We start from the raw sequence: 15,194 nt of genomic DNA on the forward strand, positions 1-15,194 counted from the left end.
TTTACATCAAGTCCCAAAATATTCATTCAACTCCCCAACCATCAAAGACTTATCCTTAAGATCTTTGATTACTTTACCTTTTTCCAACAAGACTATTCTTTCGCAAATATCTGTTACGTGATTCAAGTCGTGACTGGAAATCAAGAAAGTGATTTGGGAAAGTTCTTTTTCCTGAAGAATCAATTTTTTCAGTCTATTCTGTGAACTTGGATCCAGATTTTCAAAAGGTTCGTCAAGCATGACTACCTGTGGGTTTCCCATCATAGCTGCAGCGACACCAACCTTTTTGAAATTTCCTTTTGACAAATCTCTCAAATACTTTTTCTTTCCTCTGATTTCATCGTTGAACAGCTCATCGAATTTGGCAAGATGAAGCGCCAAATCCTCCACAGATAGTCCATATATCTTTCTTAAAGTTTCGAAATACTCATCTGCTGTCAGGTATGACAAAAGCATGTGTTCGTCAAGATAAGCGCCAACTTTGGATTTCCAATCTTCTGATTTGCTTACATCTTCTCCATCGATAATTACATTTCCGGAAGTGGCACGTACCAAGTCAAGAATAATCCTGAAAAGTGTCGTTTTACCAGCACCATTATTACCCACCAAACCAAAACATTCTGATTTTGGGATTTCTAATGTCTCAACATCCAATACAACAATATCTTTGTATTTTTTCTGAAGGTTAGTTATTGTGATCATAATTCTTGTCTAAATGCGGATGAAATTTCATATCTGTTTTTTAATACCTTATTAACAGGAAAGGAAGATAAATATGGTCCTGCTATAATACCAATGACTCCAGTAATTCCCAGCGCCAACAATCCGGCATATTGGTTGATCAATAAGGCAAAAGGAAAATATACTGCATAAGGCCCCAAGAAAATCGGAAGCATCATCAGAAACTGTGCGATTCCAACACCTTCATAATTGAACATAGCCCCTTTGTTTAGATCCATTGGTTTTGGTTTCCAAAGCGAAAGGTAGATCACCAAATGGATGACTACTCCCATATTGAATAAGAAAGTGGCTAGGTGGATCAATAGTATTTCCCAACCGAAATAAACATAAGGAACTGATGCCAAAAAGCAAAATGCAGAAGTAACCACAAAAAGCAAGTACTTCCCTTTGACCAATGCCTCCACTCCTCCTCGTTTATTGAGGAAGAAATCAAAATTTGCGGAATTCCAACTCAAGAAAAGCTGACCATATTGCAACATGAAAATGCTGGTAATAAATGTCCCAACAAATACAAACATGTGGCTAAATCCATCATCGGACTTATAGAGTGGATTGGTATAAAATATCAATCCATACAAAAGAAAGAAGCCAGCCAACATGAGATAGGTTCTGCTCTTTTTATGCCTAATGATCAATTTCCACTCTAAATTTGCAAGCTCACCAGCCAAACCAAAGCGGTCAAAAATCCCAAAATTTGAATTAACAAACCTAACCTCTTCTTCTTTCGAAAGGTCTTCGAGGTATGCATTTTTGGTATAAAAGGAATATGCAAGCCAATACATACCGATGCACAAGCCAAGCAAACATGCCACTGGAATAATTGACGTCAATGAGTAGTCGAAAAATGGCTTAATCAATTCTCCCAAATTAAACCATCCATAATAACTAGACCCAACTCCTAATAAAATCACTGCAAAGCTGACTATCAAACCTATAAAGCTGTCTTCAAATTTTTGCTTGAACCACAACATAAACCAATGAAGTGACCAGCTTGCAAGTAAGATAGAGAACAACCAAGTCCACGCACCTTGACTCCCATATTCTGGTGCAATTACCCTGAATGCGAAAGGTGTAAAAAGTAGTAATGCTATCAACGATAATGGAGACACAAATGATCTTCCCAAAAGGAAATTGATAATCCTACTTTTCTTTATTGGTAAATGCAAGAAGCGCTCAAGTTCAATTACTGGAAGCTTTTGGGTGAAATACCTGACCATAAATTCGAATAGAAAAAAGTAAATCAGGTATGAATTCAACACGCTGAGTGTGTCTGTTGTCTTGAAAACCTCCTCTATCACCTCTTTCAGTACCAAGCCTAAAATCAGTAAATAAGAAAGAAGTAGTACTGCCAAAAATCCAAGAAAAACAGCTACCAAAACCGATTTGGCAAAGGAAGTGGATCGCATGGTTTTTGTCAATTCCAATTTGATTAGTTGTAGCATCATAGGCTTTGATATTAATGATAAATAGGCATTAAATATTTTAACCATTCAAGATAGAATAGATTTTTAATTATTCTATGAAAATCATGAAAGAGTTACTTAAAATCAATAATTTGATTCATTACAAAGCACTTATAAAATCCTTTTCTTCAGCATAAAATCATTTTAGATATAAACACTTAGAAATCTCATATTACCTCATATATTTGCGGAGTTTCTTGACTGATTCATAAACGCTTAGCCCAACAATTCACCCATGAAAAAAACAATTCTGCTTTCATCTTTGATGACATTGATTTCCCTTTCCCTTCTAGCCCAATCAAAATCAGATTCTCTTTCGATCATCAAAATGGAAAAAGAGATAGAATTGCTTAAAAGTTACAACGAAAGCCTCTCTGAGAATCTTGACATCACCAAAAAAGCACTCAATAACCTTATCAATGACAAAAATATCACTGACGAAACACGATGGATTTCTCTTAGGTCCAGTATCGTCCATTCAACGCAAATCTATAAAAAGCTAAGTGATGATATCATCAACCTCAAATCCAGAATGACTGATCAGGATTATCAAGGTTTTATCAATTCATTGGGAAGTATTGAAGGTGGACCTTTGGGGTTTTCATTGGAAGAAGTAATCATGGAATCCGCAAAAAAAATAGGGCTTTTCGATACCAAAACCAAAATGGATAGGTTTCTTGAAATATCAAACAACATTGTATCGAGCCCACTTACTTCAGGTGTACCATTTGTTTCACAAGCCTTTTTCGCTTCCAATTCGCTGATAAATGTAGCATACAGTACCATGTTTACTGAGAAAAAACCAGATTTTCAAAAACTGGGAAAATTTGAAGGTGAACTCAACAAATACTTGGTTTACTTCTCAGCTTTAGACAAAGCCAACGCAATCAACCAATCTTCAAATAGTGAAAGAGTCGTCCTTTTGGAAAACCTTCAGCTAGAATTGCTGGCAAAATTGAAGAAAGATTCTGCTAAATTGGGCTATCTCATGCCAGAAAGAACATCCTCTGAAACATTAGACATTTACTTCAATCGCGTATTGAGCGGATTTTCAAATGAATATGTGGAGCAATATGTTTCACAAGTTGAGAAAAAATACATATCCTCAGGACAAGTGAATTATGCAGCATTGATTCAAAATGAATCAGAACTGAAAAATTACAGCAATCAGATAAATAGCACTGTGGAATTGGCAAAGAAATTCATTTTGTATTATGATAATTTTTTCGAGCTTGCCGACAACTACCACTTGAAAGTGTTGGAAGCTTTGGAATTAGCGAATCAGAACAATATCATACAACCAAAGAAAGGAACGGGACCAAGCGAAACTCCTCTTCAGGTTTATGAAAAAATCACCAAAAACCTGAAAGACAAAAAAACAGTTAGGGACAACGGAATCAAGGCAAGCATCAATATCAGTGATTTGAGACAAAAAATCGAAAAGGTAGATGAATTCAAGTTTCTTTAATCAATACCCATATTTCCCCTTCCATTTTGAATTGAGGTATTTCCTCAATTCATTTTCCCTTGCATTGTTTCCTGGATCATAAAGCTTGAGGTTTTTGATTTCATCTGGCAAAAACTCCTGAGCAAAAAAGTTGCCTTCGTAATCATGTGAATATTTGTATTCTTTGCCATAATTCAAATCTTTCATAAGCTTGGTAGGCGCATTGCGAAGATGAAGCGGGACAGAAAGGTCTCCTTTTTCCCTTACCAATGCCTGGGCTTTGTTGATAGCCATATAAGAAGCATTGCTTTTTGCAGAGCTTGCCAAATATGTCACACATTGTGAAAGAATGATTCTTGCCTCAGGATAACCGATGATCTTCACTGCATCAAAACAGTTGGTTGCCAAAAGTAATGCATTGGGATTTGCATTGCCAATATCTTCAGAAGCCAAGATAACCAATCGTCTCGCGATAAATTTGACATCCTCCCCTCCTTCGATCATTCTGGCAAGCCAATAGACTGCCGCATTCGGATCTGATCCCCTGATAGACTTGATAAATGCAGAAATGATATCATAGTGCTGCTCACCAGACTTATCATAAAGTGCTACTTTTTGCTGGGCTATCGTAGTCACGATTTCATTGGTAATGACACATGGATCTTCATTGATTCCTTCTATAACAATTTCAAAGAGATTCAATAATTTCCTCCCATCACCACCAGAAAGTCTCAGTAAAGCTTCGGTTTCCTTTAATTCTACAGTTTTTTTCTTTAGAAAAACATCCTTTTCCAAAGCCTGAATCAACATTGCCTCCAATTCGGGTTTCCCGAGAGGATTTAATGTAAACACCTGACATCTTGACAACAAAGCAGCATTGACCTCAAAAGAGGGGTTCTCGGTAGTAGCACCGATCAATCGAATCACCCCTTTCTCTACCGCTCCAAGCAATGCATCTTGTTGAGATTTATTGAAACGATGGATTTCATCTATAAAAAGCACTACCCCCATCTGAAACCTTGCTTTTTCTATCACCTCTCGAATATCCTTTACGCCTGAACTAATAGCACTCAAAGTATAGAAAGGTGCTTTGATCTCGTTGGCAATGATATTTGCAATGGTCGTTTTTCCAACCCCAGGAGGTCCCCAAAGTATCATAGAAGGCACATTACCACTTTTGATAGCTTTATGCAAAAAGGATGTTGGCGCCGAAAGATGCTCTTGGCCAATAAGATCTTCCAACTTGATTGGACGCATTCTTTCTGCTAGTGGGGTGTTGTTTATCATTTGAATGGTGAAATTTGAAACTGAAAATTAACAATAAGTATAGACAATGACAGTATATTTCCCCAAGAAAGAAAAGTTAATCCAACTTTCAAAAATCAATGAACTGATCAAAACTTCAATGAGGACACCTTTTGAAGGAACTGGAAAGCCAGAACCACTCAAACATGACCTTTCCGGATGGTGGTCAAGAAGGATCAACCTTGAACATAGATTAGTTTACAAAATTGATAAGGAGTCTATCTACATTCTTCAATGTAGATATCAATATTGAGGAGATTGATCTGATGGGTTACCATAGTAAAACATCTTACGTTTCCAGCGTAAAACTTTTTTGAGAAATGTTTCCTTAATTTCCCGAAGTATGTTTCAATTGTATTTTACAGTACCTGCTTTTAGTCAGGAGACCTTTTTATACTTATTTCTAGAGAATCTTTAGTTAACATGAAAGACCTTCGAGTACGCCGCGACGCATTCAAAGGTCTCTACACAACTTGTATCCAATATCACAAACTAAATATCTAATCAAAATCTTTTATTCTTTCCCCAAAACTTTCCAGCATCTCATCATTAAAATCAAGATGGGTAACAAACCGAATTTGATCCTTGCCGAATTTAACAGCTTTTATACCTTTTTCCTCCAGTTTTTGAAGCATATCGGCGGGCGTTATCCCAGATAGTTTGGCAATCACTATATTGGTCATAACTGGAAACACTTCCGAAATCAGAGCGTGACCCTCCAACATTTTGCCTAACTCCCTTGCTCTCATATGATCTTCCCTTAGCCTATCTACATGATGCTCCAATGCAAAGATAGCTGCTGCCGCCAAAAAACCTGCCTGACGCATTCCTCCACCAAAAGCCTTTCTTACTTTTCTTGCCCGCTTGATGTCTGCTTTGGTTCCCAAGAGCACAGAACCTACCGGGCAACCCAAACCTTTGCTCAAACAAATAGAAATGGTATCAAACATAGCACCCCAATCTTTTGGACTTTCATTTGTCTCTACTAAAGCATTGAACAAACGTGCGCCATCCAGATGCAGCTTCAAGCCATGCTGATCGCAAATAGATTTGATTGGTTTGATCTCTTCCAAAGTGTAAATACTTCCTCCTCCTTTGTTCATGGTGTTTTCCAAAGAAATCAAGGTCGTCTCCGCGGCATGCACGTCATCGGGGTTGATGGAATCTAGGATATCCTGAGGACTGATTTTACCATAAGCCCCATCCAGCAACTTGACAGATGCATGTGAATTGGACATAATGCCTCCGCCTTCATAAAGATAGATATGTGAATATTTATGACATATCACTTCAGTTTGCAAACCTGTATGCAGGCGGATAGCAATCTGATTGGTCATTGTGCCCGATGGACAAAACAAACCCGCTTCCATGCCAAACATATCTGCCAACTTTTGCTCCAAAGTATTCACTGTTGGATCCTCTCCAAACACATCATCCCCAACAGGTGCTGACCACATGGCATGGAGCATTCCTTCGGTGGGTTTGGTAAGGGTATCTGATCTTAAATCGATTATCATATTTTTTAGAAATGAGTTGTGAGAAGTGAGATACAAGACCTAGTCTCACGTCCTAAAATTACTTGACACTTTTTTTATTGATTTCTCTTTATTTCCAACAGCCATTCAATTGCCCTTTCAGGGCAGAAATAAACATATCTTTTTATCCTAGCATAGGGTTGCAACCCTATGCTAATGTCAAAAGCCCTTTCAGGGCAAGTCTTGCATCCTGCTTCTCGTTTCTCTGACACTTGTATCTTATGTCATATTGTTGTCTCATACCTTGTGTCTTGTGTCTATTATTTAAAGTATTTCATTTTAGAACTCTCCTCCGGAATCAATTCCTTAATCGCTTTTGCAGCCTCTATAGGTCTATCAGTAGCTAGGATATCGGCTCCTTTTTGGACAAATTCTGCATAAATCTGATCACCTCGGGAGATGGCGCTGCGGTCTAAGTTCCCCAATACTCCAAGAATCGTAAAAACGCCTCTTTCATGAAGCATTTCATTGAATTCCTGCGTTCTTTCGGAAGTTCCCGTAAATGCAATCCATCTGTCAGTTGGTATACCTGATTCTTCAAATCTTTTCAGTTCTTCTTCATTTCTGATGGTAACGGAAAGCATAATATCAGGATGCAGTTTATGAAGTTTTTTGGCAGCTTCCACACTGTAAGAAATCACTGCTGCATAAGGTTCTGCTTTTTGCTTTTTTATCTCTTCTATTATCATTTCAAAAGGCACTTCCCGTTTTACATCCACTGTCAGTAAGGCTCTCCCCTTTGACCATTCCAAAGCTTCAGCAAATGTAGGAACTAAAAAACCTGTCTCCTCGCCATCAAGATCTACCAGATTCAGTGATTTTATTTCTTCATAAGTGAAATCACTGACTTTACCTTTGCCTGTGGTCGTTCTATCTAAAGTATTGTCATGCATTAGCACCAAAATAGAATCTTTGGTAATAGCCACATCCAATTCTATAATCGAAGGGGTATGATTGATCACATTCTGAAAAGCTTCCAAAGAATTTTCCGGAAAGCCTGAATAGGGTCCACCCCGATGGGCTGAGACCATTGGGATCCTGTCCGCTGTCCAAGAATAGAATGTTTTTGCCTCATCAAATGAAACCACTTCAATCCTTTTTTCGCCTTGTGATTCGTTAGGATTTTTTCCTTCTGAGACATTCTGACTAGAAGGATTACAAGAAATCAGGAACAGCCCTGTGAATAGGGTTAATAACAATCGGTTCTTTTTATTCATCATTTTTATCTTTTTTAAACCAAAACCCACTGGATCTACTTTGAAATAAGATTTCCATATCCTGAAGCTCAAGGTTGAGTGCTTGAGTAGAAATCAATATTTCAACCAAAGAAATCCCTAGGGAAATCAACAAAGCCAACATACTTCCAATAAACACATAATTGGCTGCAGGCTGCGCATCAATAAATATCAAATACATACAAATCACACAAAGCAAGAAGCTCAATACTCCACAAAGCTGCATATATTTGATCATGCCAAGTCTTTTCTTGAGGTTTTGAATTTGCTCAATGATAATGTTTTCATCAGGGTTTTCGAGATATTTTTTATGAAGTCCCCGGATCAGGCTAGCAATGGCCAAAAACCTATTTGTAAACGCCAACATCATCAAGGTGATGGCCGAAAACAAAAGTGCGGGAGTCGAAAGTTGGAGTTCCATAAGTCTTAGAAATTTGAAAATCCAAGTTGGGGAATATCCGTTAAAAAAGAAAACCGAGGGAGGTTCCTTTGGTTTTCTTTTTCAAATGGTTAAAAATATTTATTTCATAACAGCCAAATTGATGAATTTGTTGTCTTTATTTATCAATGCAGCATCAAAGTAAACCAACTTTTTGCCTGACACTCCAACAAATTCTCCAAATTCATATAAGTCAACAGGGGTTATCTGAACTCTCCACATTGACTTATCTAAGTCTAGTTCAAACAAAGAGCTAAACTCTCGATAAAATTCATTTTGTTTATTGTCGTTTATTGCAAAAAACAAATACAACTTTCCTCTTTCTACAATCAACAAATCACTTACTCTAGCTGAAACCTGACGTTGTTCAATTGGTATTAATTTAGGATCAAACTTTTTAGGAATTCCAATCAAATCTAATTCCATATAATCTTTCAACGGGAGATGAATTGATTCATATGTTTCAAAGTTTTCATTTAAATTATAAACTCTTATAAATTTTTCAAATGGAAAACATATGTAAAGCTTATCATCATAAATATCAAAAGAATAATAATTGTCAGGTACAAAGTGTTTTCTTGAATCAGTTATTTCTTTTGGATATTCAATAACACGTCTTACCTGTTTGCCATTACTATCAAAAACACCTAAGAACTTACCAGCCTTTCTGTAATATTCAGCATCTAACAAGGAAGTTTCGGCTGCATTGAGCTCAATATAGAAATCATCTTGGTACTTTTTAAACTTCCCTCCAAACACAGGAACAGAAGTACTTTCGTCTAAACCTAAATTGATGGCTTTAACAAATTCTTTATCATCAAAATTGTAATGGTAAACCATTTTTCGCTTACTCTCCAAAAGATAGATATCCGGAAAGTCAGTGGCATCAAATGTTGAGAAAATCAATGATCTTTTAGGATCACTTAGAGTGTTGACAAAGTCAATTTGTTCGCCATTATTTAAATTATAAATAGAAATACCTGAAAACCCACCGACGGATACGATAAGAGAATCAGATACAAATTGAGACTTTTCAGGCTTTTGAAAAAAACCTAGTTTATCATTAATCACCTTTACATCTTCTACATTTAAGTCAAACTCATCAAAATCAATTTGATCTTCGTTTGCTACTTTACATGAGAAAAAACCAAAGAATAAAATATAAAGAATACAGCGCTGTATCATAAAATTAGTATTCAATTGTTTACACAGAAATTACTGATCTACCTCCTCAAATCCACAGATTAAAAACCCACCTGCTTCTCCACAACCCATAAAAACACAATCCCCACAATCATACCTGTCACAACCATAAGCTTTACCCCAATAATTACATCCTGTCATAGTTTGAGCAGAAGTATTATTCATGAAGGTTAGAGATAAAGTAAAAGACAAAGTTAAAATGCCAAATAACTTTTTCATAATTAAACAAATTTAAGACCCATTGCAAAACGCGGGCAGGATCGTGAAACCCAATCAAAAAGATACCGGTAAAATTGATCTGAACAATTATAGAAAAAAAACAATAGTTGTCAAGCTTTTTTCTTTAGTTTTTATCAAAAAATACTCGTTATCAATAACTTGAAACAAAAAAAACCTGACTTTCCAGTCAGGTTTTTCTAATAAAGATTTATGTAACTATGCCACAGGCCCCAAGACCACCAATTTCTCCAAGGTTGGGCTTTCGCTACCTCCCTTTGGTTCTATAGTGATAGCAAAAGCTCCTGCCGCAGCTACTGCTTGCATTTGTTGCAGGCTGAATTTCTGATCTGCGTTGACCAAGCCAATCCCTACAGGCCCATCGTCACCGATTGCACAAAGTTGGTAATCTGAGTTTTCATCCAGCTCATTCAGTGTGTTGACGGAGATAAATACGCTTTCTGCCCCTCTATCCCACCATACATCTACTTGTGCATCCTTCTATATTTGAAATTCAAAACCCCATTACAAGTTTCAAAGAGTCTAAACTACCTGTCTGATATGGCGACACTTCTTTAAAAATAATTCGATCACCTTCTAAATAAATAATTTGAGGGTAGATTGTCATTTCATAATCAATCCTAAAAGAATTGATTGAATCAAAATATACATAAGGTTTAGTAAGAATATCCGAACCTAATCTATTTGAAATACTCTTTGGCGAAATTGTACCTGAAAACACTAATCCGAAATCCTTGAAATTATCCTTATTCTCTTTAACAAATATTTCTGTTGCATCAATACATGAAAGGCAACCAGCATCAGGCAGGACTAAAACATATTTATACCCTTCAGTTTTCATGCTATTTAATAAATCAAATTTAGAATTTTGTTTATTTGAATTACAAAATTGAAGTAAAACTATAAAAACCAATAAAATCTGCTTTTTGGTTTTAATCATTTAATTCTCATTTTATTAACAATCAAAACATCTTCATTTTTTGGATCTGTCAATTTATCTTGTATGTAAATACCATCTTTTGTACTAAAGGAATCATTACCTATCCAAGAACCTTGAATTTCTCCTACTTTCCCATTTTTAGGATCAATTATAATCAATACAAAATAAATATCATCATTATTCCTAGAAGGGAATATTTCACCTGAAAATGGACTTACATTATCTGGAATATTTGAACCAATACTCCCTTCTCTAATCAAATATCCTGATGACTTATCATAAAGAAGATTCGTGTATCTTGAATTTGTCAATTGATATCTTGCACTTTCTTCTAGGGCACTTGATTTATTATTGATACTTCGATATGGACGCATCAAATTTGAATTTGCTAAAAATGTACTGATCAATTCACCACTTGAACTTAATACTTGAAGTTTATCTGAAAATCCCATTGACAAATACAGATGATCATCAACTTCCAAAAAGCTAGGGCCTGAAAATGACATTTGATTATCCTTTAAATATTCTTCAGGCCAAACTCCAAAAAACTTTTTTTTGTTTGTACTTTCAGAATAAAAAAGAACCGGGCTTGCATTTGTTTTCTTTACTGGTTCACCTCTTATAGTAACGCCAAAGAAGAAATTCCCTGTATAGTTTCTATAAAAATAACACCATGGCATTATCCCATAATCTGCTTTATCATTTTCATCTAAAACAGTACCAACATGATGTAATTCTTTGCCTTTATCTGAATATAATACCAACTTATTTGTTATCTGATCATAAATATATATGCTGTCTGGTGACAACACATGAACCATAGTTTTATTTAACACTCTTTTAGAATCTATTTCATCAAATTCAACAGTCTGGAAAAGAGTTTTATCACTAAAATCATAAAAATCGATTTTTTTTGGATTTTCATTGTGCACATATAATAAATCCAAATCCTCAAGATATCCCATTCGAATTTTATTTCTTAATGTAGTTACATCAAGTGGGAAATAAAGTGTCTCCAAATGCTCTAACTCCATCAACTTAATTTGATCTTCTTTTATAGCAAATTCGCAAGAGTATATTGACAGTACTCCGAAAAAAAAGAAAATTACATTTGCTCTAATTTGATTGATTTTTCTAAACATTACCTCTCTAATAAATTAATTGCCATAACAATAAAACCTTCATCTTTATAAATCTAAATGATTTTTTACGAGAAAAACTGTATTTTTTTTTGAACAAAACTTATTTCACAACTATTATAATAGTAGAAAACATTAACTTTTTCATAACTAAATAAATTAAAGACCCATGGCAATACGCAGGCAGGATTATTAAACCTAATCAAAAAGATACCGGTAAAATTGATTGAAACAATGATAGAAAAAAAAAAACAATAGTTGTCAAGCTTTTTTTTAGTTTTTATCAAAAAACACTCATCATCAATAACTTGAAACAAAAAAACCTGGCTTTCCAGCCAGGTTTTTCTAATAAAGATTTATGTAATTATGCCACAGGCCCCAAGACCACCAATTTCTCCAAGGTTGGGCTTTCGCTACCTCCCTTTGGTTCTATGGTGATAGCAAAAGCTCCTGCTGCAGCTACTGCTTGCATTTGTTGCAGGCTGAATTTCTGATCTGCGTTGACCAAGCCAATCCCTACAGGCCCATCGTCACCGATTGCCCAAAGTTGGTAATCTGAGTTTTCATCCAGCTCATTCAGTGTATTGACGGAGATAAATACGCTTTCTGCCCCTCTATCCCACCATACATCTACTTGCGCATCCTTCTGCATTTCAAAGCCATCCCCTTTCATAGGAACTCTTTCGAAATTCCCTGTCAAGAGTGTCTCCAATTGTGCATCAGTCTCTTCATAATTCACCTTATACTTATCCAGCTCCTCGGCGAGTACTGCACGCTCATCTATCAATGCCGTGAATTTTTGATCCACATCATAATAGCGTGTAGCAAAGTATATTGCAAACACTGATGCTACTACTGCTACAATCGATGCTGCAGCTGCATAAGTTTTCCACGGCTGCAATACAACAGTTTTTGTCTCTTCATTTGGAGTTTCCTGAGTCTTAGAAGTTGATTTCACTTCTTTTTCCCAAGTATCCAAAACCTTTTCTTTTACAGAATCAGATGGAGCTTGTCCTACCACATTGTCAAAAGCAAACATGGCCTCTTCTATCTGCTCAAGTTCTCTCTTGATCTCAGGATATTGCTCAGCCATTTTCATGACCTCTTCCTGCTCCCTCACACTCAAATCTCCTAATACAAAGAGTTCGAGTTTCCCAGACGATATATATGCTTGTATATCCACTAAATTTTCTCTAAGTTCTTTTTTAACACATTTACAGCGGCTCGAATACGTGACTTGACTGTACCCAAAGGAATATCATATTCCTCTGAAACTTCAGAATGTGTATAACCTTTGAAGTATATACATTCTATCACAAACCTTTGTTCCTCGTTGAGGGCGGTCAAGAGCTCTTTGACTCCTATCCCATCCACCAGTTCCAAAGTCCCAGATGCGCTTTCAATTCCATATACGAAGTCATCTATCGTATTGGTCTTACTGCTTTTTGAAAATTCTTTAGACCTTGTTTTATCTATCGCTGAATTTCGACAGATATTTGCCATCCAAGTATAAAGCCTTCCCTTCGATTCATCATAGCCGTCAATTTTCCGAGTTATTTTGATAAATGCATCATGGAAAACTTCCTCCGCAATGTTTTTGTCAATAATAATTCTGGAAATGACAGCAAAGAGCGCCCTTGAGTATTTATCATAAAGATACTCCACCGTCTTGCGGTCTTGCGCCCTAAGTCCATTAATCAACTGTTCTTCTTCCAAAAGATACCTTTTATATTGTTTTCATTTTGTTCTAAAAAGAAAGCACAAGACAATAAATCCGTCTTGTGCCCATAATATTATAATTTATTCTTAGAAATTACAAATGAATCACTTCTCCATATGCTGCAGCGGCTGCTTCCATCACTGCCTCTGACATGGTTGGGTGTGGATGAACTGTCTTGATCAAATCCATTCCAGTTGTTTCCAATTTTCGAACTGCCACAATCTCTGCGATCATTTCGGTTACATTGGCACCTATCATGTGAGCTCCAAGCAACTCACCATATTTTGCATCAAAGATCAATTTAACAAATCCATCTTTGGCACCAGCAGCTGATGCTTTTCCTGATGCAGAGAACGGGAATTTACCAACTTTCAATTCATAGCCAGCTTCTTTTGCCTGTGCTTCTGTATAGCCTACAGACGAAATCTCAGGAATACAATATGTACATCCAGGGATATTGTTGTAATCCAATGCCTCAGGATGGTGTCCTGCAATTTTCTCTACACAAATAATTCCTTCGGCAGAAGCAACGTGCGCCAATGCAGGCCCAGCTACTACATCTCCGATTGCATAGTAACCTGGCATATTTGTTTTGTAGAACTCGTCTGTTTTGATTTTTCCTTTTTCTACCAAAATACCAACATCCTCCAAACCGATGTTTTCAATATTAGAAACAACACCTACTGCAGAAAGGACAACGTCACATTCTATAGTCGACTCAGCTCCTTTTTTATCCTTCACAGTTACTTTGCAACCTTTTCCTTTTGTATCTACAGCTGTTACTTCCGTACCTGTCATGATTTTGACACCAGCTTTTTTGTAGATTTTCTCCAAGGCTTTGGATACTTCCTCATCTTCGTTTGGAACAATCCTGTCCAAAAACTCAACGATCGTAACTTCCACACCAATTGAATTATAAACATAAGCAAACTCAACCCCAATAGCACCAGACCCTACAACTACCATTTTGGTAGGCTTAGTCTCCAAAGTCATAGCCTTTCTGTAGCCAATGATTTTTTCATTGTCAATTTTCAAAGCAGGAAGTTCTCGAGCTCTACCACCAGTAGCGATGATGATATGGTCAGCAGCATAGGTAGTCTTCTTACCATCCTTGTCCTCAACATCTACTTTCTTACCTGGCTGAACTTTTCCCCAACCTAAAAGTTGGTCTATTTTATTCTTTTTAAGCAAAAACTGTATTCCTTTGGACATTCCACCGGCTACATCCCTGCTTCTTTTGATCATGGCGTTGAAATCTACTTCTGCATCTTTCACTTTTATACCATAATCTTCAGCATGGTTGATATATTCAAATACTTGTGCACTTTTGATCAATGCTTTGGTAGGAATACAACCCCAGTTCAAGCAAATTCCGCCCAATTCGGCAGCTTCTACTACTGCGGTTTTGAGACCCAATTGGGATGCACGGATCGCCGCTACATACCCTCCAGGTCCAGAACCCACTACAATCACATCATATTTCGTTGAAGACATATTTTTAATGTTTTAATTTTCAAATAAGCTATGCAAAAATAAGCTTTTTAAGGAGAGAAAAAAATTAAGAACCGTGTATTATTGTTGCACGTAGAGCCGCAGAGAGATTGAATTTTGTAGGAGTAATTTTAAGATTGGACAGATTTAACTAGATTCATGGATTATATTGATTTACACTCAGAAGAGGTGCTTATATATAAATTTTTTGCACGCAGAGCCGCAGAGAAATTGAATTTCTTAGGTATAATTTTAGGTTTGGGAAGTTTTTTTTTAAAGATCAACAACATCAACAAGTC

At 36.4% G+C, this 15,194-nt stretch carries 15 protein-coding genes and 1 pseudogene; 2 read left to right on the forward strand and 14 right to left on the reverse strand.

What is annotated here, in order from left to right; translation table 11 throughout:
• Nucleotides 1-6 precede the first annotated feature (6 nt).
• Nucleotides 7-702 (reverse strand): ABC transporter ATP-binding protein, encoded by a 696-nt coding sequence (locus MM213_RS09620; RefSeq protein WP_241411737.1) that lies wholly within the window; start codon nucleotides 700-702, stop codon nucleotides 7-9.
• Nucleotides 699-2,186: a DUF5687 family protein gene (locus MM213_RS09625; protein ID WP_241411739.1), complete on the reverse strand. Its 1,488-nt coding sequence runs from the start codon at nucleotides 2,184-2,186 to the stop codon at nucleotides 699-701. The genes MM213_RS09620 and MM213_RS09625 overlap by 4 nt, the downstream gene beginning before the upstream one ends.
• Nucleotides 2,187-2,439: 253 nt before the next feature.
• Here MM213_RS09625 and MM213_RS09630 point away from each other — a divergent pair, with 253 nt between their 5' ends.
• Nucleotides 2,440-3,672 (forward strand): hypothetical protein, encoded by a 1,233-nt coding sequence (locus MM213_RS09630; RefSeq protein ID WP_241411741.1) that lies wholly within the window; start codon nucleotides 2,440-2,442, stop codon nucleotides 3,670-3,672.
• On the opposite strand, the gene MM213_RS09635 is transcribed toward MM213_RS09630, so the two are convergent.
• Complete coding sequence (locus MM213_RS09635; RefSeq protein ID WP_241411742.1) at nucleotides 3,673-4,938, reverse strand: replication-associated recombination protein A; 1,266 nt, start codon at nucleotides 4,936-4,938, stop codon at nucleotides 3,673-3,675.
• A gap of 46 nt (nucleotides 4,939-4,984) precedes the next feature.
• Between MM213_RS09635 and MM213_RS09640 the strand changes: the two genes are divergently transcribed.
• Entirely contained in the window at nucleotides 4,985-5,209 is a 225-nt protein-coding gene (locus MM213_RS09640; RefSeq protein ID WP_241411744.1) for a Txe/YoeB family addiction module toxin, read from the forward strand.
• A gap of 247 nt (nucleotides 5,210-5,456) precedes the next feature.
• Here MM213_RS09640 and MM213_RS09645 read toward each other — a convergent pair whose 3' ends face one another.
• From MM213_RS09645 to lpdA, 11 genes and pseudogenes are all read right to left on the reverse strand, one after another.
• Complete coding sequence (locus MM213_RS09645) at nucleotides 5,457-6,473, reverse strand: threonine aldolase family protein (RefSeq protein WP_241411745.1); 1,017 nt, start codon at nucleotides 6,471-6,473, stop codon at nucleotides 5,457-5,459.
• Between the two features lie 278 nt (nucleotides 6,474-6,751).
• The gene (locus MM213_RS09650; RefSeq protein ID WP_241411747.1) at nucleotides 6,752-7,711 is read right to left on the reverse strand and encodes a glycerophosphodiester phosphodiesterase family protein; all 960 of its coding nucleotides are present in this window, start codon (nucleotides 7,709-7,711) and stop codon (nucleotides 6,752-6,754) included.
• The gene (locus MM213_RS09655; RefSeq protein ID WP_241411749.1) at nucleotides 7,701-8,147 is read right to left on the reverse strand and encodes a DUF2721 domain-containing protein; all 447 of its coding nucleotides are present in this window, start codon (nucleotides 8,145-8,147) and stop codon (nucleotides 7,701-7,703) included. Before MM213_RS09655 ends, MM213_RS09650 begins: the two co-directional genes overlap by 11 nt.
• Nucleotides 8,148-8,246: 99 nt before the next feature.
• Nucleotides 8,247-9,365: a hypothetical protein gene (locus tag MM213_RS09660; RefSeq protein WP_241411751.1), complete on the reverse strand. Its 1,119-nt coding sequence runs from the start codon at nucleotides 9,363-9,365 to the stop codon at nucleotides 8,247-8,249.
• Between the two features lie 15 nt (nucleotides 9,366-9,380).
• Nucleotides 9,381-9,587, reverse strand: a complete 207-nt coding sequence (locus MM213_RS09665; RefSeq protein WP_241411753.1) for a hypothetical protein — start codon at nucleotides 9,585-9,587, stop codon at nucleotides 9,381-9,383.
• 216 nt (nucleotides 9,588-9,803) lie between these two features.
• A pseudogene (locus MM213_RS09670) lies at nucleotides 9,804-10,085 on the reverse strand (anti-sigma factor); the annotation flags it as partial.
• Nucleotides 10,086-10,098: 13 nt separating this feature from the next.
• Nucleotides 10,099-10,545 (reverse strand): hypothetical protein, encoded by a 447-nt coding sequence (locus MM213_RS09675; RefSeq protein ID WP_241411755.1) that lies wholly within the window; start codon nucleotides 10,543-10,545, stop codon nucleotides 10,099-10,101.
• Nucleotides 10,542-11,579 carry a DUF4221 family protein gene (locus tag MM213_RS09680; RefSeq protein ID WP_241411757.1) on the reverse strand — a complete coding sequence of 346 codons (1,038 nt, stop codon included), beginning with the start codon at nucleotides 11,577-11,579 and terminating at the stop codon, nucleotides 10,542-10,544. Before MM213_RS09680 ends, MM213_RS09675 begins: the two co-directional genes overlap by 4 nt.
• Before the next feature lie 469 nt (nucleotides 11,580-12,048).
• The gene (locus MM213_RS09685; RefSeq protein ID WP_241411759.1) at nucleotides 12,049-12,867 is read right to left on the reverse strand and encodes an anti-sigma factor domain-containing protein; all 819 of its coding nucleotides are present in this window, start codon (nucleotides 12,865-12,867) and stop codon (nucleotides 12,049-12,051) included.
• Nucleotides 12,867-13,400 (reverse strand): RNA polymerase sigma factor, encoded by a 534-nt coding sequence (locus tag MM213_RS09690; RefSeq protein ID WP_241411761.1) that lies wholly within the window; start codon nucleotides 13,398-13,400, stop codon nucleotides 12,867-12,869. Before MM213_RS09690 ends, MM213_RS09685 begins: the two co-directional genes overlap by 1 nt.
• Before the next feature lie 97 nt (nucleotides 13,401-13,497).
• The gene (gene lpdA, locus MM213_RS09695; RefSeq protein WP_241411763.1) at nucleotides 13,498-14,898 is read right to left on the reverse strand and encodes a dihydrolipoyl dehydrogenase; all 1,401 of its coding nucleotides are present in this window, start codon (nucleotides 14,896-14,898) and stop codon (nucleotides 13,498-13,500) included.
• Between the last annotated feature and the right edge of the window lie 296 nt (nucleotides 14,899-15,194).

It is taken from the genome of Belliella alkalica (assembly GCF_022549785.1).
GTDB lineage: Bacteria > Bacteroidota > Bacteroidia > Cytophagales > Cyclobacteriaceae > Belliella > Belliella alkalica.

Excerpts from the sequence above, each read along its gene's own strand:
- MM213_RS09620 (WP_241411737.1), bottom strand. The coding sequence starts at position 702 with ATGATCACAATAACTAACCTTCAGAAAAAATACAAAGATATTGTTGTA.
- MM213_RS09645 (WP_241411745.1), bottom strand. The coding sequence starts at position 6,473 with ATGATAATCGATTTAAGATCAGATACCCTTACCAAACCCACCGAAGGA.
- MM213_RS09625 (WP_241411739.1), bottom strand. The coding sequence starts at position 2,186 with ATGATGCTACAACTAATCAAATTGGAATTGACAAAAACCATGCGATCC.
- MM213_RS09655 (WP_241411749.1), bottom strand. The coding sequence starts at position 8,147 with ATGGAACTCCAACTTTCGACTCCCGCACTTTTGTTTTCGGCCATCACC.
- MM213_RS09640 (WP_241411744.1), top strand. The coding sequence starts at position 4,985 with ATGACAGTATATTTCCCCAAGAAAGAAAAGTTAATCCAACTTTCAAAA.
- MM213_RS09680 (WP_241411757.1), bottom strand. The coding sequence starts at position 11,579 with ATGGAGTTAGAGCATTTGGAGACACTTTATTTCCCACTTGATGTAACT.
- MM213_RS09630 (WP_241411741.1), top strand. The coding sequence starts at position 2,440 with ATGAAAAAAACAATTCTGCTTTCATCTTTGATGACATTGATTTCCCTT.
- lpdA (WP_241411763.1), bottom strand. The coding sequence starts at position 14,898 with ATGTCTTCAACGAAATATGATGTGATTGTAGTGGGTTCTGGACCTGGA.
- MM213_RS09635 (WP_241411742.1), bottom strand. The coding sequence starts at position 4,938 with ATGATAAACAACACCCCACTAGCAGAAAGAATGCGTCCAATCAAGTTG.
- MM213_RS09650 (WP_241411747.1), bottom strand. The coding sequence starts at position 7,711 with ATGATGAATAAAAAGAACCGATTGTTATTAACCCTATTCACAGGGCTG.
- MM213_RS09665 (WP_241411753.1), bottom strand. The coding sequence starts at position 9,587 with ATGAAAAAGTTATTTGGCATTTTAACTTTGTCTTTTACTTTATCTCTA.
- MM213_RS09675 (WP_241411755.1), bottom strand. The coding sequence starts at position 10,545 with ATGATTAAAACCAAAAAGCAGATTTTATTGGTTTTTATAGTTTTACTT.